The sequence below is a fragment of the Hymenobacter sp. M1-2 genome (assembly GCF_057808495.1).
This window is the reverse complement of sequence record NZ_JBTYZO010000022.1, coordinates 60,813-79,452: the sequence shown is the minus strand read 5'-3', so window position 1 is coordinate 79,452 and position 18,640 is coordinate 60,813. Positions and strand designations below refer to the sequence as shown.

The window sequence follows — 18,640 nt, the reverse complement described above, 5'->3', positions numbered from 1 at the left end:
ATCATGAAAGAAGAACTTAATTTAAGCTTGCTTGAATCAGCCGCAAATGAAAATATAGATTCAGTAAAATTACTTCTTATCCAAGGAGCAGACGTTAACTATGTGTCAAGTAAAGAGAGTTCTGCTTTACTGATAGCAATAGGCACTATGAATTATGATCTCGTTAAGTTGTTGCTTGAAAGAGGTGCTAATCCAAACCCTAACCCCGCTCTCCTATACACTCTACCATTAAATGAAGCTGTAGATACGTCTATCCAAGATTTTTTGAATGACGATAGGCATGAAGAAGTGTCCACTGATATAATCAAGTTGTTGGTAGAACACGGTGCTAACCCTTTAGCAAAAGACAAACATGGAAAGTCTGCTTATGAGCTGAGTATCAATTATAACAAACCTGCTGAACTTTATTTCAAATCCAGGCAACAGCTATAATATACCGTAAAATACCGATGGGAATTTCAAATAGTATCAGAAGCGTTAAAACTATTGAGTTAGCTAATTATTTTAAAGCCAATAAGCACTTAATTAACGCAGAGAATCCTACGGGAGCTACACCTTTGCTTGCTGGCATTGCTAGCAATAGACCTGATATAGTACAGGCCCTACTAGAACTTGGAGCAGACCCCAATTATACAAGTGAGAAAGCAACCCTTCCACTGCTATTTGCTATAGATGTAGCGATAGACATCGACGATTATGGAGATGAACAAAGTAGCGATATGCCTATTGATATTATTAAATTGCTACTTAACTACGGTGCATCTCTGGAAACTGTAGACATGCAGGAAGAAGAGAACGCACGTGAGTACGTGAAAGGCAGGCATCCGGCGGCTGAGCGGCTTTTTAATAACATCACTTGACTTGTAAATCCATCACACCGCATGGGCGTCTATATTCAGGGCATGACGCTATGCCCCTTGTGCAACTTACCTATCGATTTAAGCGATAGGAAGAATAATATCCATATCGATAATTTCGTCGTTGATACATACGACCCATTACTCATTTTTAGTGACGCGATATGCCACAGACAGCATTTCGAGCAACACCCACTGCATGATGCCGTATTAAATAGGTTAGCAGAATACAATAGTCATATCGAGAGCGAAGTCTGTTATATTACTGGCGCTCCTGTCACGATTGACAATTACAAAAATCCCGCGAACCTCATTTTCACCGCTAAGCTGGCAGATGAAATTGATCATCCATTATACAAGTACAACTACCGCTTTTTTAACAAATACCACTTAGCAACCTGGAAAGAATTGGCCGAGTTTAAGCAATTAATTCGAGAACTAAATGAATCCGGCACTTGGGGTGGCAATTACTTATCTCGCCTGTTATTAAACTTAGACAGTCCTCCTCACCCCGCATGGGATGCGAAAATGATAGAGCTGTATAAGCAAAGATTCGAGGCCTGAAATTCTTACTACAGAAGTGGCGCCGACATTAATCAAACACAACGCCCCAACCGAAACCGGCTGGGGCGTTGTGTTTGATAGCTCATAAGTTGCTTTAGCTGCCTACGCCGCTGCTGTTGGGCGGGATGGGGGGCGTGTTGGGGTCGGTGCTGGGGGTTTGGTTGCGCTTTTTCTTGTTCTTTTCGCGCAGGGTTTTGTTTTGCTTGCCGGGGATGTCGTCGGTTTTGTTGGCTTGCTTGAAGCCGCGCACGAACTCGGGGTTATCGCGGATAACTAAGTTCACGGCCGACCGGAGGTCGTCTTCTACGTAGTCGCGCACGTCGTCTACCTGCTCTTCGATGGTGTCGCCGGCCACTTTGTTGGTATCGCGGGCTTCGGTGGGGCTGCTTTTCTTGATGCCGAACCGCGCGGCAGCCGCGCGGAAGGCGTCGAGGTCGGCGGCTTTCTGGTTGTAATTGTCGAGAGTGCCGGCGGGCAGCTCGTCGATGTATTGGAGGGCCGTAGCGGCCAAGGAGTTGAAGCGGAGCGTGGCCATCGTTTTGAGGGAGCTGGGGCGGGTGAGGTCCACGGCGCGCGCCCTTTCCAGGTTGCCCACCTGCTTGTAATGCAGCTTGAGCGCGCTCAGCAGCGGCACCAGCAGCGCAATGACGCCCAAACGGGCCTTAAATTTATCTTCGGTGGCTCCTTCCGTAGTCGACGTAGGCGCGGCGGCGGTTTTGGGCAGCACGGCTAACAGGCCGGCATACGTGGCCGCCGCGGCGGCCAGCGCCCCTACCGAGGCTACAATGGCGGGGTGGGCATCCAGGAAAGCCTTGATCTTATCAAAGCGAGCAAGAGTATTGAGGGTACGCTGATCCATCTTCGTAATGAGGTTAAGGTGAAAAACACTATACCTCAGCAAAGTGCGGAAAAGCTCGACCATCTGCAACCCGCCTCCCCCACTACCCCCAACAGCCGCCAGAACACCACCACATGGCAAGTCCCTGCACCCGCAGCCGCACTTCCCGCAACGCCCGCGAGGCGTTTTGCAACGCTTGCGAGGTGCCTTGAAACGGTTGCAGTAGCTTTTGCGACGCTTGCGAGTTGTTTTGCAACGGTTGCAACTCCTTTTACAACGCTTGCAGCACGTTTCGCAACGGTTGTAGCTAGTTTTGCAACGCTTGCGAGGTCTTCTGCAACGCTTGTAAGAGGTTTTGCAACGCTTGCAGCGCGTCCGCAACGCTTGTAAGCTTCATTACAACGGTTGTAGCTGCGTCCGCAACGCATGTAGAAGTCGTTGCAACGCATGTAGCTGCTTCTGCAACGGTTGTAGCTGGCTTTGCAACGGCTGTAGATACCTCTGCGAGGGAGCGAAAAGACCATCTATGCAGCGCAGAAGCTGTTTCACGAGCTGTAGTGCCTTCCCGCAGCGCCGGCGGCAGGCTAGGCGCGGTTGGCGCGGGCGCGCAGCAGCATGTCGGCCAGCACGAGCTGGGTCATGGCATCGACGATGGGCACGGCGCGGGGCAGCACGCAAGGGTCGTGGCGGCCCCGGCCGGCCAGGGTGATTTCCTCGCCCTGGTCGTTGATGGTGGTTTGGGGCTGGAGGATGGTGGCTACGGGCTTGAAGGCGACGCGGAAGTAGATGTCCTGGCCGTTGGAGATGCCGCCCTGCACGCCGCCGGAGTGATTGGTGCGGGTGCGCACCTGGCCGGCTTCGTCGGTGTAGAACTCGTCGTTGTGCTCGGAGCCAAAGAGCAGCGTGCCCGCGAAGCCGGAGCCATACTCGAAGCCTTTCACGGCGTTGATGCCCAGCATGGCCCGGCCCAGCTCGGCGTGGAGCTTGTCGAACACCGGCTCGCCGAGGCCCGCCGGTACGCCCGTCACGACGCCCGTTACGAGGCCGCCCACCGTGTCGTGCCGGTCGCGGGTTTGGCGGATGAGGTCGGCCATGCGCGCGGCCGTTTCGGGGTGCGGGCAGCGTACGGGGTTGGAGTCAATCAAACTCAGATCGAGCTGCTCGTAGCCCACCGGCACGGCCACCGCCCCTACCTGCGACACGTAGCTGCTCACCCGAATACCGTGCTGGTTGAGGAGCTGCTGGGCCACGGCGCCGGCCGCCACGCGGGCCGCCGTTTCGCGGGCCGAGGACCGGCCGCCGCCCCGGTAGTCGCGCCGGCCGTACTTCTGGTCGTAGGTATAGTCGGCGTGGGAGGGGCGGTAGGCGTGTTCGATGTGGGAGTAGTCGTGGCTGGCCTGGTCCTGGTTGCGGATGTAGAGGCTGATGGGCGTGCCCGTGGTGTAGCCCCCGAAAATTCCCGACTGCACTTCCACTTGGTCGGCCTCCTTGCGCGGGGTGGTCAGGTCGCTCTGCCCCGGCCGGCGCCGGTCCAGCGCCGCCTGAATAGCCTCTTCCGCCACCGCCAGCCCCGCCGGGCAGCCATCAATCACCACCCCTATCCCCGGCCCATGCGACTCCCCAAACGTGGTAATGCGAAACAGCGTGCCGAAGGTGTTCATGGGGTGATTAGGTAATTAGGTGAGGAGGTGATTAAGTGATTAGGTGACAGGTAATAGGTTTTGGGGCAGGTGACAGAGGGCAAAGGTAACTTAGGGCCGGGCTATCTCCTTTTACTTAATCACCTAATCACTTAATCACCCAAAACCTATTACCTCCTTTGCCACCAGCCCCAGGCGGCTAGTCCTAGCAGGGCTAGGAGGATGAGATTGGCGTAGCGGCGGACGTCGTGGTAGGTGTCCAGGGGCTGGGGAGTGTTGTTGGCGTCGAAGAGGACGTTTTGATAGAAAGGGTCGTCGGTGCGGGCGCGGAAAGTGGTGGCGTTGCGCACTGGGCCTTGCACTAGGGGGCGCAGCTCGGGATGGAGCACGTGGTAGCGGCTCGTAGCGGGGTCAAAGAACACCAGTCGCAGTAGGCTATCGAGCGGTACGGGACCGGGTTTACGGGCCACGAAACGGTACTGAAACACTTTGCGGCCTCCTACCCGGCCGCCTTGCCGGGTCAGTTCCTGGCTTATATCGGGGCCGTACACTTCGAGGCCAGGAGGCGGCACTACTGTCGGAGCGCTGAGCGCCGCCAGGTTACCCTCGCCTTCCACCCCGAAACTGTACGAGAAGGCCTGTCCGGTGCGAAAAGTGGTACGGTCGATGGATTCGCGGAGCTGGTAACTGCCCACCACCACCTCGTCGCGGAGCGGGTGCGGCGGCAGCGGTTTCACGGGAATGGTGCGGGCCGGGGCGCGGTACGTTTTGTAACCCTCAAGGCGGTTATCGAGTCCTTCGGCGGGGTTCTTGGCCAGCCGGTACTTCACCATTTGCAGCGCCACCTCCGGAAACACGAGTGGCTCGGTGTTGAGCGGATAGTATTCGGCTTCGTAGAGGCGGTAGCGCAAAAAAGGCTTGCCCCCCATCGTCACGTTCTCCGGCACAATTTCCTGCTCATCAAACGACTCCGACCACGCCGTACGTTGGCGTAGCTGCTGCAAAATGGCTTGCAACTGCTCTCCAAATCGGTAGAAGTTGAGTAGGCCCTGGTCGGCGGGCGTCAGGTAGAAGTACAGGCCCATATGCACACCTTCGCCCACGAACACGCTGGTTTTGTCGGGCACCAGCGCCATAAAGGCGTTGTCTTTCGGCTCCACGTACTCCTGGGGCTTGGGCTTGCCAAAGAGCTGGTCGAGCAGCCCGATGGCCTGCGGGGCGCTGGGCGCGGGCGGCGTTCCGGGATTTGCTGGGGCTGTTTGCGTGGGCTCCACCTTCAGCGTAGCGCCAGCCGAGCGCACTGCTTGCCCGTTCACCGTCATAGTGAAGGGCTTCACTACGTACTCGCCCTCGGCGTAGGCGGCGTAGCGCTGCGTTATAATCAGCTCCGTAGTGGTTTGGCCGCCCACAATGCGCGTGGTAGTGGTGCTGGACTTACCGCTCTTTTTGAATCCTTCCAGGTCAGGGAAAGCCGAATACCGCTCCAGTGGTGCTCCACTCAGCCGAAAGCTGATGGTGAAATACTCCGTAACCGGGAAAGCCAGCCGCCCCAGTTCTAGCACTACCTGCCCGCTAGTAGCCGGCGCGGCTGCTGCTGGAGCGGGGGGGGACGGTTTTGGCGCGCTGACGCCCGGTGCGGGCGTCTGTGCGAAGCCATACGGCCCGCTACTACAGCAAAAAGCAAAAAGAATAAGCCAGATCCGAAAACGAAGCATAGTGCGGGTGTGGGCGTAGCCAAAGCTACGAAAAAAGCCCTTAGCAGCTGAATTGATGGGTTTTTCGGGGTCGGATCCAAGAAGCGGTATCTGCTGAGCTTGGTGCAAGCCACCATCTATTGTTACAAAATTCCGGCCTCTGGAAATCCCCTTTTTCCTGGACGTCGTAAGTGCCTCCCAAATACTCCAGCTTAAGCCAGGTTTCCTCAAAAAACAGCCTTCTGGGCTGTCCTGGCACCGTTTTGCCGAAACTTTCTCCTACCTAATTCATCCATTCCATGTCCAACAACCTCAAAAACCTGGGCGACGAAGCAGAAATTGCTAAGCCGCTTTACGTCCCCATCAAGCGCCGTTCGTTTTTCATGTATGCCGGTGCCACGGCGGGTGCCACCGCGTTGCTGCTCTCCGGCTGCGACGACGATGATGATGACAACCCAACCACTCCTCCCACCACCGGCAGCATCAGCCTCGGCTCGGGCGACGTAGGGGTGTTGAACTACGCTTACGCGCTAGAACAGTTGGAAGCCGCGTTCTACGCGCAGGTTATCGCTACTCCTTACACGGGTATTAGCAACGACGAGAGAGCCGCGCTGACGGCTATCGCCAAGCACGAGGCAATTCACCGCGATTTCTTCAAAGCCGCCATTACGGGCGCCGCGGCCAGCCAGATCATTCCCGGCCTCACGCCCAACTTCAGCGCAGTAAACTTCACGAGCCGGGCTTCGGTACTGGCTACGGCCAAGACGTTTGAGGACCTGGGCGTAGCGGCTTACAATGGCGCCGGCTCGCTCATCAAAACCGAAGCCTACCTGCTGCTGGCTGGCAAAATCGTGTCGGTAGAAGCTCGCCACGCCGCTTACATCCGCGACCTGATTACCCCTGGCGACTTCTCCGGCAGCGATGTAGTGGACAACAATGGTCTCGATAAAGCCCTGCCCGTAGCTACGGTCCTAACCGCAGCGCAGCCTTTCATTCGGGAAACCCTCGACGGCACCAACGTCGGCCGTTAATTTTCTCATCTCCCTACTTCTGACTTCCGCATCATATGAACCTGTTTCAAATAATCTCCGAGATAGAGAAGGTCGATCCTGAAATCATGGACCGTCTCACGCACCGCCGCAGCGCCCTCACCGCGCTTGGCGACCTGAGCAAGAAATTCGCGCTGGCGGCGGCACCTATCGCCATCGGCTCGGCTTTCAACAAGGCCGTGGGCCAGAACACGCTCAACACGGTAGCCGACATCCTGAACTACGCGCTGCTGTTGGAATATGTAGAGGAAGACTTCTACGCGCAGGCGCTGGCCGCTCCTACGCTGGCCGTTCCATTGACTGGCGCCGCTCGTACCGCCATCCAAACCATCAAAAACCACGAAACGGCCCACGTAAACCTGCTGAAGGCGGCGCTGATGAGTGCCGCGCGGCCCCGTCCAAGCCGGTTCGATTTCGGTACGGCCTTCTCGACGTATTCCACTTTCCTGACCTTCGCGCAAGCGTTTGAAGATACCGGCGTACGGGCTTACAAAGGCCAGGCTGGTAAGATTCTGGCTGCCAACAACCCGAACAACGTACTTCAGACAGCTCTTCAGATTCACTCCGTAGAAGCCCGCCACGCCTCCCACGTCCGCTACATGCGCCGGGACACGACAGCAGGTGGGGTTATGCAGTTCGGCTGGATTACGAATGGGGAAGCTGGCGGCGCACCCGCAGCGGTTTACGGGGCCGGTAATCCGGTTGCTACATTCCCCGCCGAAGGCAATACCACGCAGGCTGGAGTCAATCTCACGTCCGGACTCGGCACTACCTACACCGCCGCTGAAGTAAGCGAAGCTTTCGACGAAGGACTCGACAACACTTCGGTACTGAACATCGCCGGTACAGTGGTCACGATTACTCCTTAATCGTTTAAATCATAGTAGTTGAAAAAGGCGCTCCGGTTCGGGGCGCCTTTTTTGTGCAACCTTCTCTCGAGTTAGAGCATCCCAGCTTAAGCGGCTATCTTTGCTGAAGCAGTGTCGCGCGCTTTTATTCGGACGGCGGCAGCAGTACTTTCTTTTATGCAGGACAACTCCTTTCTGACACGCACTCTACAACGCCGTTCTTTCTTCCAGGTGGCCGGTGCCGGCGCGGCTGCTTCGGCCTTGCTGCTGGCCGGGTGCGGCAACGACGATGATGCTACCCCAGTTACGCCCACCGCGACGCTGGTCCTGGTTGTGAGCAATAACAATGGCATCGACACCAAAAATACCATCCTGAACTATGCCTACCTGCTCGAACAGCTGGAAGCATCGTTTTACGACAAGGTTGTTGCGGCCCCGCCCACTGATTTGCAGCCGGGGGAGTTGGCCTACCTCACCGACCTGCGTGACCATGAGCTTATCCACCGGGAGTACCTGAAGTATATCTTAGGTTCTTCTGCCTACGATACTCGACTAGCCGCTCCTCTTGCTTTCAACTTCTCCTCTTTCACGCTCACCACCCGCGCGGGCGTATGGGCTGCGGCTCGGCAGTTGGAGGATCTTGGTGTAGCCGCCTACAACGGCGCGGCCAAATACCTTACGGACTCCGATACACTGGTAGCGCTAGCGAAAATTGCCTCGGTAGAAGCCCGACACGCCGCCTTGGTCCACGAGATTTTGGAATCCGGTTCGTTTGCCGCCACCGTGAATGCTACTGGCCTCGATGATTCGAAGACGCTCGTTGAGGTTATTGCCTTGATTCAGCCCTTCGTGCCGGTGGAAATATCTACGGTGTCGCTGCCCACTACTTAAGCGTTTGTCATGCATCTTTTGAAGCTTCTGGCCGAACTGGCCGATATACAGCCGGCGCAGTTGGAGCAGTCGGCACCGCGTCGTGCCGCTCTGCATGAGCTGGGTCGTTTCGGGGCCAAAACCCTGGCGGCCGCTCTGCCGCTAGCCGCTCTGCCGCTGGCGGCCCAAGCTGGCACCACCGGCACCATCATCGACGGACTTGGCCTCGCCTTGCGAGTGGAGCAATTACAGGAAGCCTTGTACGGCGAGGTGCTCAGTGCCCGGGTTCCGGCCTCCTTCTTTCCCTCCGACCCCACGTTCCGGGCTTCCATTACCACTATGAGAAGCCAGCAGCAGCAGCACATTGCCCTGCTGACTAACGTTATCACAACGTCCGGGGCCACGCCTCCTACTCGCCCATCCTACGATTTCACGGGCACGAAAAATGGCACTCGTGCCGCCTTGTTCCCGAACGTGTTCAGCGACTTCAACGAGTTCTTGAAGCTGGCGCAATTGCTGGAAGACGCCGGGGTTCGAGCCTACAAAGGGCAGGTTGAGTTTTTGCGGGCCGACAGCTACATCCTCCAAACTGCCGTGCGGATTCATGCCACCGAAGCTCGGCATGCCACTCGTATCCGCATGATGCGCCGCTTACGTGGCGCCATTGTGAAGCCTTGGCCTAGCCCTGCCGATGATGCTATTACGGCAACCGGAACAACTGCGGTTGTTTATAATGGCGAAAACGCGCTGCAACAGTTTTTCCCTAGCAACCGCCCAATTCCGTTCCGCCTGCTGCCCATTGGCTCTGGCCCCACCATCCTGACGCAAAGTGTACCGGAAGCTTTCGATGAGTCTTTGACAACAGCCCAAGCAACTGCGCTGGTTGAGCTGTTCACGTATTGATAACCTTACTCTTTTAGGAACTACACACGAAGGGAACGGCCAACACCGTTCCTTTCGTGTGTACTGCTTGTTTGGTGCCACGTGGGTACCACCCACGTGACATAATTTTATTTGAATCTAATTTAGTGTCAGTTGTAATTTTCAGTAAATTCATAACTCTTCCCCAACTCGGAAACAGCTGTTTTTTTGCGTTTCCGTATACGCCCTCTACAACAAGTTTCCGTTCTGTTCCCACCCCCGAAAACAAGCTCTTTACCAATGTTAGAATACGCCAAAACCATCCTGCTTAAAGTAAGCTTCGACAGGATTCTCTTCGAGAAAGAACTGCGCAAAGCCCTCCGGATGCTACTCCCCGATGAGCTGCTACAGCTCAAGGCTTGGTGTTATGAGCAATTCTCGAAACTCTACCGACGTATTTTGAACCGAGTTTTCACGCAGCCTATCACGGCCTAGCACCCTAGCGTAATTACTCGAAGCAAACAGCTGGGCCCGTCGGAAGAACTAGTAGTAGTTCTTCCGACGGGCCCAGCTGTTTGTGCGCTCTTTATTCCTGACTCGTTACGAAGCGAATATTGCGCTGCAATCCAGCATAACCCGTACGTTTCACCGCTGACTGCCGGAAGAGCGCCGAAAACAGCTCGTGGGTGATTTCTTGCCAATCGGTAGGCCGAAGATCTTTTAGGCCAGGGTGCGGGTTGAACTCGGGCTCTTGGTGGGGCTTCGCGAAACGGTTCCAAGGGCACACGTCCTGGCAGATGTCGCAGCCAAATACCCAGTTGCCGAATTTGCCTTCCACCTCGCGCGGAATTTGGTCTTTCAGCTCAATGGTAAAGTAGCTGATGCACTTGCTGCCGTCCACGACGTAGGGCTCCGTAATGGCGCCGGTGGGGCAGGCGTCCAGGCATTTGGTGCAGGTGCCGCAGTAATCTTTGATAGGACCGTCGTATTCCAACTCCACATCCACGATAAGTTCGGCAATGAAATAGAACGAGCCTACGCCGGGCGTGATGAGGTTGCTGTTTTTGCCCATCCAACCCAAGCCGCTTTTTCGGGCCCAAGCCTTATCCAGCACCGGCGCCGAGTCCACGAAGCAGCGCCCCCCGACCTCGCCAATTTCCTCCTGCATGGCCGCCAGCAGCGTTTTCAGCTTGTCTTTGATGACGAAGTGATAGTCGCGGCCGTAGGCGTACTTGCTGACTTTGAGCGTGTCGTCGGGCTGATGCGTTTCTTCGGGCGGATAGTAGTTCAACAGCAACGAAACCACCGACTTAGCCCCATCTACGAGTAAACGCGGGTCAAGGCGCTTGTCGAAGTGGTTGGCCATGTAGCTCATCTGGCCATGCATGTTGCGGTTCAGCCAACTTTCGAGGCGCGGGGCTTCTTCTTCCAGGAATTCTGCCTTCGAAATGCCGCAGTACATGAAGCCCAGCTCCGCCGCGCGCTGCTTGATAAAGGAAGTATAGTGGGCAGTAGGGAGCATTAGGTGGCCGTGGGATACGTGAGCAACTTCAACTTCGGTAATACTCTTTTGTCGCGCAATGAGGCGGAAAATAGAAACGCACCGCTAGGGGCGGTGCGTTCCAAAACAGCATTAGTCAAGTCTAGGCCTGATTTCCGAACAAATCACCAGGCGTGTTGCCGCGCAGGTGCTGTGGCATGGCGCGGCCCAGGTGCTGATAGGCAGCCTCGGTAGCTTCGCGGCCGCGGCTGGTACGCTTGATATACCCTTCCTGAATCAGGAAAGGCTCATATACTTCCTCAATGGTTTCGGCTTCATCGCCGCAGGCCGTAGCAATGGTGCTGAGGCCCACCGGACCACCTTTGAACTTGTCGATGATGGTAGTCAAGATGCGCTTGTCCATGTCGTCGAGGCCGCGGGCGTCTACGTCGAGAGCATTGAGGGCAAACTGCGCGATATCCACGGTAATAGTGCCGGTGCCTTTGATTTGGGCGAAGTCGCGGGTGCGGCGCAGCAAGTTGTTGGCAATGCGGGGCGTGCCGCGCGAACGGCGGGCGATTTCGAAGGCCGCATCCTCATGGATGGGCGTGCCCAGGATTTCCGCGGAACGCTTCACAATGCTGGTCAGCAGCGTAGAGTCGTAGTACTCCAAGCGAGAATTGATACCGAAACGTGCCCGCAATGGTGCCGTGAGCAGGCCGGAGCGAGTGGTAGCTCCAATCAGCGTGAATGGCGACAGCGAAATCTGCACGGATCGGGCATTAGGACCCGAATCGAGCATAATGTCGATGCGGTAGTCTTCCATAGCCGAGTACAGGTACTCTTCCACCACCGGGTTAAGGCGGTGAATCTCGTCAATGAAAAGCACATCGTGCGGCTCCAGATTGGTAAGCAAACCCGCTAGGTCGGAAGGCTTGTCGAGCACGGGGCCGCTGGTCATTTTGATGCCCGATTCCAACTCATTGGCAATGATGTGCGAGAGCGTGGTTTTGCCGAGGCCGGGCGGGCCGTGCAGCAGTACGTGGTCGAGGGCATCGCCGCGGCGCTTGGCGGCGGCCACGAAGATTTTCAGGTTCTCGACTACTTTGTCTTGCCCCGTAAAATCGTCGAAGGAAAGCGGGCGGAGCGCTTTGTCAATGTCTTTTTCGGTGGCGTCCATGTGTTCAGAACCACCCGTGAGAAACGGTTCGCGCATAGTGCGGGGAGTGTAGGTTGATAGTGGCAAGGTAACACCATAGCCGCGCAGATTGTCCCCTTTTTAGCAAAAAACATCATCAAAGTGTTGTTTTACTAACTCAATTAGCATTGCCTTGAGTATAGCTTACAACTCAACTGAATTTTTTATCTTCGGCATTCGCTTACTGGCTTTTGTACAACAGCTGCCACCTTATCGCCTCGTATGACGCGTACGTTTTACTCGCTTTTGGCTGTTCTGGCTTTATCCATTCCTGTTTGCGCCCAGACTCCCTTGGAGCAGCTCGCCCCGGAACGACTGCTGGTGAAACTGGCTCCTCTCACTCTTTTTGACCCAAGTACCAGCGCCCTCATGCTCGGTCTGGAATACCGGCCAACCCCTAGGCTGGGCCTGGAGCTGGATTACGGCTTTCGATTTACTGGTTTGCAGCCTTTCTACTGGAACCGCGACAAGGAAAACCTACGCTATCAAAAGTTCAAAGTTGAGGCGCGCTATTATATCCCACACAGCGAGAAAGTGCAGTGGTACGTGGCGGCCGAAGCCTTCTACGTGCCGCAGGAGTACGACCTTAACAATGGTAATTTCCACCGCGAAGGTGAGTTTCGAGCCTACGATAAGGCTCATGTTGAGCGTGAGGTGCGCGGAGCGGCTCTTAAAGCAGGCCTGATCCGTCGCCTAGGGCGCCGGCTTTGGCTGGATACCGCCTTAGGGCTAGGCGTGCGCCACCGCGAGGTGCGCTACGAGACGGTGAACGAGCGGCCAGGCAATTATGTGTTTGACGCGCCGGAGCAGAACTTTATGAAAGCCACTCCCGACCCTGGGACCCGCACCCGACTGGCACCAGCGGTGGCTTTACGGCTAGGCTATACGCTGGTGAAGTAGGTTTCGGCTCTCGGCTCCTTATGTGAGTGCGTAACTTGCAGCTTTATTTTGCCCGTTATGCCTACCTCCCCCGACGATTGGCTGCAAGCCATTCCCGCCGACTTTTACGACCAGCTAGCTCACAGTCTCTCCTTACACGGCATGGCCTGCGCTGAACTATTGAGCCGCCCGGCAGACAAGCTGCTGACTAGGCTCATGGTTCTCACCAATCTCAGTACCCTACGCGTGGGGGAGCTAAACACCATTGCCAGCCACGAACACCTCTTACTCTCTTTACAGCAGGAGCCCCGCGACCTGTACAACCTGTTTCTACTCGGCCGCCTCACGCTCGATACTTCAGTGGCCGCGCCGGTGTTGCGCTACGTGCAGCAGCAGATGAAGATTGATACCGCCCAGCTGCAAGAGCTAAAAAGGTATTGCCAGGAGCTGAGTGGCGCCTTTTTGACGTTGCTTGAGCAGCAGTTGCCCGCCTCGGCGCTAGGCCTGCATCGACTGCAAGTGGAGGAAGTGTTCAGCCAGTACGCAGCAGCGCAGCCCAACGCCGCGCCGCTGGCCGCTACCGTTCGGTTTTCGGAACCGCAACTCCAGATGATGCGCTTAGCCTTGCTGTTAGTCCACTCGTTGGCCGAGGCCGGTGAGCATCCATTTTTGCGTGCCGTAGCGGCGCTGCCTACTTTGCAGCCGGCCGCGCTGGAACCCATGATAGCCCGCTTGGGCCAGTTGGAGGCCACGGAGGAGCTGCCACTCACCATGGCTGAGTTGGTGCAACTGTACCAAGCCATGCAGGTGTGCGGCATGGTGTTCGTGTCGGAGGTGCTGGAGAAGGTGGGGCTGGGTAGCGTTTTTCCCAGCGTGCCACCCGCCGAAGCCGCCGTTTCGGAGGTGGCAACGGAACCCAGCGGCCGGCAGGCCGTGGGCGAAATGGTGAGTGGCTTCACCCGTTGGGTACAGCACACGTTTCCGGGCGAGCCGGCTTTGCAGCAAGCCCGGCAGCAAATCCTGGCCTTGGCCGATACCTTATAAACTCAAGCTGCTGGGCCAGCGGTGCGGGACAGCAGCACTTCTATTTCTAGGTGCAGCCATTCATCTTCCCACGCTTTATGGGTAAGGCGGGCGCTGAGCGGGAAACCGGCGTCGAGTAAGCGCGCTACGGTTTCGTTGCGGCCTTCGGGCAAGTAGCCCAGCCACATGGCGTCGGGAGTGGCGGAATACACGCGCACGGCCCAATCATCGTAAGTGCTGTCGGCTTCGCGCCGCAGAGCAAGCGACTGGCCGGCTTGCAGCGTGGGTTCGTAGGCACGCAGTCCTTCGCGGTGCGTAGTTCCCGCCACGAGACACTCGAGCAGGACGAGAGGAGAAGTATCAGCAGTGGCCATGAAGGAGGAGGCTTGATGAGGCCGTAAAATAACACGACTCTGCGCAGCTTGCCGCGTAAGTGCCGTAGAAATGTATTCAGCTGAGTCCACTAGCAGCTAGAATTGGAAAGTGGAAGCCAAGGTTGTAGCTGTTTTGGTTGGCTGTTTAGCCGGCATTTTTTCAGTTCTTCCAGTGCGTTTCCCCTTATATAGTATTCGATATGACAGACAATACTCCCGCCGAAACAGATGGTGGCCTACCAGCAGGCTTTTACGAGCAGCTTCGTCTCCAACTCATGCTGGTGCACATTGTCTGCCATCACGCATTCCAACACCCCGAAACCGCCCTCACGCAGGAAACGGCAGCTCTGACGAATCTTGACGCCGAGTTTGTGGACACGATGCACGCTGTGCACGACAATGCCACGCTAGGGGAGGTGATGCGGGAGCAACCTGTGCAGTTTCTGTGGTATCTACGGCTAGGCCAACAGCTGCTAACCGGCCCACTGGGTGAGCAGCTTATAGAGTATCTGCAAGCGCAAGGCAACCCGGTTACTGCCACGCCGGAGACTGCGGGCAGGCTGCTAGAGCACTTTCTTGGCGGCTTACAGATCTTGCAGGAGCATTTCGCCATTTACATCAATGACCTGGATGAAGCTTTGGCTGAAACTATGCAGCTAGGAGCTCTACAACTGGAAGGCATCGTGGCCCGGCAGTTGTCCACGCTGCCGCCGCTGCTAGAGGCTACTTCTTCGCCGCAGCAGTCTACCACTGAAGACGACACGCCCGAGCCCGAAACTGAGGACGCGGAAGAAGAGGAAGCAGAGGTAGTAGCCCGGCTGCGCTTTGAGGAGGGCCAGCTACAAGTGATGCGTCTAGCCACAACGCTACCAGCCGTATTAACGGAGATTATGGATGGCGCTTTCGCTCAGGGGGTGGCGAACATAGAAGCTTTCCAGACGCCATTGCTACGCAGGCTCCAAGAGCGGCTGACGGCGGCACAGCCCGAGGAATCGCTCGAATTTACGTTGGCAGAACTGGCACTCCTGTTCCGCGGAGTGCAGGTGTGCGGCATGGTCATGCTGCTCCCCGATTTTGAGGAACTGCTCCTGTCGTCGATGGACGATTCTCTGCGAGTTGATGCGGAGGCCAGCTCTCATATCCGGCACATCATGGCTATCATCGTGACAGGTTTCGTAGAACTGATGCAGGAGGAGTACGGCCAGGAGCCAGAATTCGAGCAAGCGCAGCAGGAAATGAATGCCCTAGCCGACTTGTTGTAGCGCCGCGTCAGCTCCCACATTGCCCCGCCGCCCGCTCTTCTATTCCTGATGTACAGCAAAACCGAAGTATCCCAGCTCCGCCAAGCCTTCTGGACCACCTTTGGCCAATATATGGCCCCGGTGCCTTCTGCTGAGGGTTTACCAACCAACTGGATCAATTACAAAACCGGCCTCAAGCACGTGTATTTCCGCATGCACGCCGATGGCCGGCAAGCGTCCATTGGCATTGAACTGACCCAGCCCGACGCGGGGATGCGAGAGTTGTTTTTCGAGCAGTTTCAGGAGTTGCGTGGCGTGCTGCACGAAACCATCGGTGAAACCTGGCACTGGGATGCGCAAGCAATAGATGCCAACGGCCAGCCACTCAGCCGCATTTTCACTGAGCTGCAACCCGTCAACCTGTTCAACCGCGACGATTGGCCGCAGCTCATTTCCTTCTTCAAGCCCCGTATTATGGCGCTGGACGAGTTCTGGAGCACCGCACAGTATGCTTTCGACGCCCTGCGCTAGGACATCAGCCGTGCGGTCCAGGTGGCCTCTTGCCCGTTTCGGGACGCGGACGTAGCACTGTGACGAAGGTTGAGTTTGATTGTTTTAGTGTTCAGATTGAACTGATTTGCATTAATCACACCCTATATATTGCAACCCAATCTGGACAGAACCGTAGAAGCGCTCTATTGCTTTCTCCCATGGCCCAGCGCATTCTGCACGACGACTCCTCCATCACCATTGCTTACGATTACGCCAAAGAGTGGCTGCACGTTACGTGGCACGCTCACCAAGATGGGGAGACCGTGCGGGCGGGCGCAATGAAAATGCTCGATTACGTGCGCGAAGAGCGGTGTAGCAAGGTTCTCAACGACAACCGCGAAGTGGCTACCATGTGGCTAGACGCGGCCGAATGGGGCGGCCGAGAGTGGTTTCCGCTGATGCAGATAGCCGGCTGCCAATACTTTGCCTGGGTGTACTCGCCCCACATATACAGCCGCTTATCTACGGATATGACGCTGCAACATAATTTGGCCGGCCTCATCGTTCTCACTTTCGATGATATCGACACGGCCAGCGCCTGGCTGCAACACATGTAGAACAGCGGCGTTTTGACGCTGCTTTCTTCTGCAGATCGGTAACACCATTTTCAATGGGCGGGTCGCGGTGGTTCGACTATGCTTATGCTTCTGGCGCGGCGGACCGGCGGCGAGGAACTGCGCGTTTTGTTGGCATGGTAACAGGTGTTTCTGCCGAGTCTGGGGCAGCTACATCCGACTGGGGCGCTGAATTTACGCTTTTACTGCGCAGCTTGGTAAGCTTGTCAGCCAATTGCTCAGCCGTTTTGGTGATGACTTTGGCTACTTTGTCGGCGTGTTCGTCTCCGGTTTCTTGCAGGTGCGAATCGAGCAAACCGGCTAGCTCGTCGGAGAGAGCCTGCCGAGCGGCTTTAGGCGCTACTTGGGCAGCTTTTTTCTGTTGCTTGGCCCGAAGCTGCAAAATCTGCTCGGCCAGCCGCTCCACCGTCTTAGCCATGTTCTTCGTGAGTTTGGGCTCAGCGTCGGAAGTGGTGCGAAGATGAGGCGCCAGGGAAGCGGTAAGTTCTTCGATCAGCGTTTTCTTGGTGCTTTTCATGGGCTGGAGTAAATCAGAAAATACTTAGTTCCGGGGCCGACGCCGGGGCGTGGCACGTGGCTGGGTGGAATGCATACGCACCACCAACGCGGAGTCGGGGCGCTGCACGGAGAGTTCCACAGCCAAATAGCCAGGATAATCGAAAACCAGGATGTATGTTCCAGCGGGTGCCGGGAGCAGAAAACGGCCGTCGGCGTTGGTGGTTACAGCCGTAGTAGTGCCTTTGAGTAGCACGCTAACCCCGGCCAACGGGGCATCGGCAACAGTTACCACCTTGCCCGCATACGTTACCTCCGGGGTCTGGGCACACGTCCTTCTGGCGACAAACACAAGCGCCACGAGTAGAAAAAGGCTGTACAAATGGCGCAGGTGCAACATACCGGTCACAAAAGTACGCAGTACGCTAAGCCCAGCGGGTTACGAAATCATTACTTTCCCACTCAACATTAAAGCTCGGCAGCAGCTCAACTTTTTAATTACTGGTGCGCCTGCGACCAAAGCGTGTAAGCTAACGCAACTGCTGCAACTGCTACCATCAGCACGTAAATAACCCGGTTTTGGCGTGCTTCAATTTCGTCTTCTATCATGGTGGTGGGGCCGTAATGAAAAGTAGAGCTGAACCAAGCACTAGGCATAATGTTTTGCTACGGCCCGCCAATCATTAGATGAGTGAACGGTGTAAATAGAACGGTGCAAATATAAGAAGCCAGTAAGCCGGCCCTGGAAAGAGTCGGCTTACTGGCTTAGGGGAGGATGAATTAGATGTCCGGCGATAACTAGGTTTGGTCGCCGCTTTTACTGCCTTGACTAGCTCCCTGCCCACCGTCGCTGCGAGGACCGTCGCTGGAATGGGAAGTTTGAGCGCTGGGTGTGCGCAGCTGAGGCTCGCGGCTTTGGCCGGCGCCGGTGGTGCCACCTTGGTCTTTGTTGGGGCTAGTGGTATCAGGGTTGGTTTCGGCGTGGCGGCCGGGAGTGTTGCTGCCGTCGCCGCCGATGGTGGTAGCTACGCCGTCGGAGGAACCCGTGTCGGCTTGGCTATCGGGGGTGAAGTTGGGGTCGCCGTCGCGGGTACGGTCGTGGTGGCGTAGATTGGGATCGGGGCCGCCCTGGCGCATTTCATCGCCCTCTTGGCGGTACTGCTCTTTGTCGTGCTCGCGGCGCTCCTGGCGGCGGGACTCGGCGTTTTCGTGCTGCTCGTTGGTAGCCATAGCTGGTAGGGTTTGGTGGAAAGGAACGAGCAGAGTATACGAGCGGCTTTGCTAGCCCGTTCAGGAGCAACTTCCGTATCTTTTGCCATGCTACGTACCAACCTCATCACCATCGACCCCGAAGTCCACAGTGGCACGCCGGTGTTTACGGGCACCCGGGTACCTATCAGCCGGCTCTTTAGTTATCTGAAGGCTGGGCATCCCTTAGCTGAATTTCTGGAGGACTATCCGACCGTAAGCGCCGAGCAAGCCAAGCAGGTACTGGACGTGGCACTGGGCGCTTTGCTGCCGGAGCATTTACAGGTAGCCCCGGCTCAAATCGATTTCTCTTATACCGAACAGCCGCGTGAAACTGCTACTTGACGAAGATTT

General features: G+C 56.4%; 23 protein-coding genes. 14 read left to right on the top strand and 9 right to left on the bottom strand.

Annotated features, from left to right (window positions below):
- Positions 1–3: 3 nt before the first annotated feature.
- Genes ACYSMN_RS19645 through ACYSMN_RS19635 form a run of 3 tightly spaced genes read left to right on the top strand, consistent with a single transcriptional unit; the run spans position 4 to position 1,421 of the window.
- A complete protein-coding gene (locus tag ACYSMN_RS19645) occupies positions 4–432 on the top strand; it encodes an ankyrin repeat domain-containing protein (protein WP_488925612.1) in 429 nt (142 codons plus the stop codon).
- Positions 433–449: 17 nt separating this feature from the next.
- On the top strand, positions 450–860 hold the full coding sequence (locus tag ACYSMN_RS19640; RefSeq protein ID WP_488925611.1) for a hypothetical protein: 411 nt from the start codon (positions 450–452) through the stop codon (positions 858–860).
- A 21-nt stretch (positions 861–881) separates the two neighbouring features.
- On the top strand, positions 882–1,421 hold the full coding sequence (locus tag ACYSMN_RS19635; protein WP_488925610.1) for a hypothetical protein: 540 nt from the start codon (positions 882–884) through the stop codon (positions 1,419–1,421).
- Positions 1,422–1,515: 94 nt separating this feature from the next.
- Here ACYSMN_RS19635 and ACYSMN_RS19630 read toward each other — a convergent pair whose 3' ends face one another.
- From ACYSMN_RS19630 to ACYSMN_RS19620, 3 genes are all read right to left on the bottom strand, one after another.
- Positions 1,516–2,280, bottom strand: coding sequence for a hypothetical protein (locus ACYSMN_RS19630; RefSeq protein ID WP_488925609.1), 765 nt, complete (start codon positions 2,278–2,280; stop codon positions 1,516–1,518).
- A gap of 563 nt (positions 2,281–2,843) precedes the next feature.
- Complete coding sequence (gene aroC, locus ACYSMN_RS19625) at positions 2,844–3,920, bottom strand: chorismate synthase (protein WP_488925608.1); 1,077 nt, start codon at positions 3,918–3,920, stop codon at positions 2,844–2,846.
- A 149-nt stretch (positions 3,921–4,069) separates the two neighbouring features.
- A complete protein-coding gene (locus ACYSMN_RS19620) occupies positions 4,070–5,614 on the bottom strand; it encodes a BatD family protein (protein WP_488925607.1) in 1,545 nt (514 codons plus the stop codon).
- A 278-nt stretch (positions 5,615–5,892) separates the two neighbouring features.
- Here ACYSMN_RS19620 and ACYSMN_RS19615 point away from each other — a divergent pair, with 278 nt between their 5' ends.
- From ACYSMN_RS19615 to ACYSMN_RS19595, 5 genes are all read left to right on the top strand, one after another.
- Positions 5,893–6,624 (top strand): ferritin-like domain-containing protein, encoded by a 732-nt coding sequence (locus ACYSMN_RS19615; RefSeq protein ID WP_488925606.1) that lies wholly within the window; start codon positions 5,893–5,895, stop codon positions 6,622–6,624.
- Between the two features lie 35 nt (positions 6,625–6,659).
- Complete coding sequence (locus ACYSMN_RS19610; protein ID WP_488925605.1) at positions 6,660–7,511, top strand: ferritin-like domain-containing protein; 852 nt, start codon at positions 6,660–6,662, stop codon at positions 7,509–7,511.
- A gap of 156 nt (positions 7,512–7,667) precedes the next feature.
- On the top strand, positions 7,668–8,381 hold the full coding sequence (locus ACYSMN_RS19605) for a ferritin-like domain-containing protein (protein ID WP_488925604.1): 714 nt from the start codon (positions 7,668–7,670) through the stop codon (positions 8,379–8,381).
- Between the two features lie 9 nt (positions 8,382–8,390).
- Complete coding sequence (locus ACYSMN_RS19600) at positions 8,391–9,263, top strand: ferritin-like domain-containing protein (protein WP_488925603.1); 873 nt, start codon at positions 8,391–8,393, stop codon at positions 9,261–9,263.
- 258 nt (positions 9,264–9,521) lie between these two features.
- A complete protein-coding gene (locus tag ACYSMN_RS19595; protein ID WP_488925602.1) occupies positions 9,522–9,716 on the top strand; it encodes a hypothetical protein in 195 nt (64 codons plus the stop codon).
- A gap of 91 nt (positions 9,717–9,807) precedes the next feature.
- On the opposite strand, the gene queG is transcribed toward ACYSMN_RS19595, so the two are convergent.
- Together queG and ruvB are read right to left on the bottom strand one after the other, a co-directional pair.
- A complete protein-coding gene (queG, locus tag ACYSMN_RS19590; protein ID WP_488925601.1) occupies positions 9,808–10,743 on the bottom strand; it encodes a tRNA epoxyqueuosine(34) reductase QueG in 936 nt (311 codons plus the stop codon).
- Between the two features lie 121 nt (positions 10,744–10,864).
- On the bottom strand, positions 10,865–11,917 hold the full coding sequence (gene ruvB, locus ACYSMN_RS19585; RefSeq protein WP_488925600.1) for a Holliday junction branch migration DNA helicase RuvB: 1,053 nt from the start codon (positions 11,915–11,917) through the stop codon (positions 10,865–10,867).
- 204 nt (positions 11,918–12,121) lie between these two features.
- Between ruvB and ACYSMN_RS19580 the strand changes: the two genes are divergently transcribed.
- Both ACYSMN_RS19580 and ACYSMN_RS19575 read left to right on the top strand, forming a co-directional pair.
- Positions 12,122–12,799 carry a DUF3575 domain-containing protein gene (locus ACYSMN_RS19580; protein WP_488925599.1) on the top strand — a complete coding sequence of 226 codons (678 nt, stop codon included), beginning with the start codon at positions 12,122–12,124 and terminating at the stop codon, positions 12,797–12,799.
- Positions 12,800–12,856: 57 nt separating this feature from the next.
- Positions 12,857–13,822: a hypothetical protein gene (locus ACYSMN_RS19575; protein ID WP_488925598.1), complete on the top strand. Its 966-nt coding sequence runs from the start codon at positions 12,857–12,859 to the stop codon at positions 13,820–13,822.
- A gap of 2 nt (positions 13,823–13,824) precedes the next feature.
- Here ACYSMN_RS19575 and ACYSMN_RS19570 read toward each other — a convergent pair whose 3' ends face one another.
- The gene (locus ACYSMN_RS19570; protein WP_488925597.1) at positions 13,825–14,175 is read right to left on the bottom strand and encodes an HIRAN domain-containing protein; all 351 of its coding nucleotides are present in this window, start codon (positions 14,173–14,175) and stop codon (positions 13,825–13,827) included.
- A 200-nt stretch (positions 14,176–14,375) separates the two neighbouring features.
- On the opposite strand from ACYSMN_RS19570, the gene ACYSMN_RS19565 reads away from it, so the two are divergent.
- From ACYSMN_RS19565 to ACYSMN_RS19555, 3 genes are all read left to right on the top strand, one after another.
- Complete coding sequence (locus ACYSMN_RS19565; RefSeq protein WP_488925596.1) at positions 14,376–15,437, top strand: hypothetical protein; 1,062 nt, start codon at positions 14,376–14,378, stop codon at positions 15,435–15,437.
- 48 nt (positions 15,438–15,485) lie between these two features.
- The gene (locus ACYSMN_RS19560; protein ID WP_488925595.1) at positions 15,486–15,947 is read left to right on the top strand and encodes a DUF4268 domain-containing protein; all 462 of its coding nucleotides are present in this window, start codon (positions 15,486–15,488) and stop codon (positions 15,945–15,947) included.
- Positions 15,948–16,126: 179 nt separating this feature from the next.
- Entirely contained in the window at positions 16,127–16,525 is a 399-nt protein-coding gene (locus ACYSMN_RS19555) for a hypothetical protein (RefSeq protein WP_488925594.1), read from the top strand.
- An 82-nt stretch (positions 16,526–16,607) separates the two neighbouring features.
- On the opposite strand, the gene ACYSMN_RS19550 is transcribed toward ACYSMN_RS19555, so the two are convergent.
- From ACYSMN_RS19550 to ACYSMN_RS19540, 3 genes are all read right to left on the bottom strand, one after another.
- Entirely contained in the window at positions 16,608–17,060 is a 453-nt protein-coding gene (locus tag ACYSMN_RS19550) for a hypothetical protein (protein WP_488925593.1), read from the bottom strand.
- A gap of 24 nt (positions 17,061–17,084) precedes the next feature.
- Positions 17,085–17,438 carry a carboxypeptidase-like regulatory domain-containing protein gene (locus tag ACYSMN_RS19545; protein WP_488925592.1) on the bottom strand — a complete coding sequence of 118 codons (354 nt, stop codon included), beginning with the start codon at positions 17,436–17,438 and terminating at the stop codon, positions 17,085–17,087.
- 398 nt (positions 17,439–17,836) lie between these two features.
- Entirely contained in the window at positions 17,837–18,268 is a 432-nt protein-coding gene (locus tag ACYSMN_RS19540) for a hypothetical protein (RefSeq protein WP_488925591.1), read from the bottom strand.
- 87 nt (positions 18,269–18,355) lie between these two features.
- Between ACYSMN_RS19540 and ACYSMN_RS19535 the strand changes: the two genes are divergently transcribed.
- On the top strand, positions 18,356–18,631 hold the full coding sequence (locus tag ACYSMN_RS19535; protein ID WP_488925590.1) for a DUF433 domain-containing protein: 276 nt from the start codon (positions 18,356–18,358) through the stop codon (positions 18,629–18,631).
- Positions 18,632–18,640 lie beyond the last annotated feature (9 nt).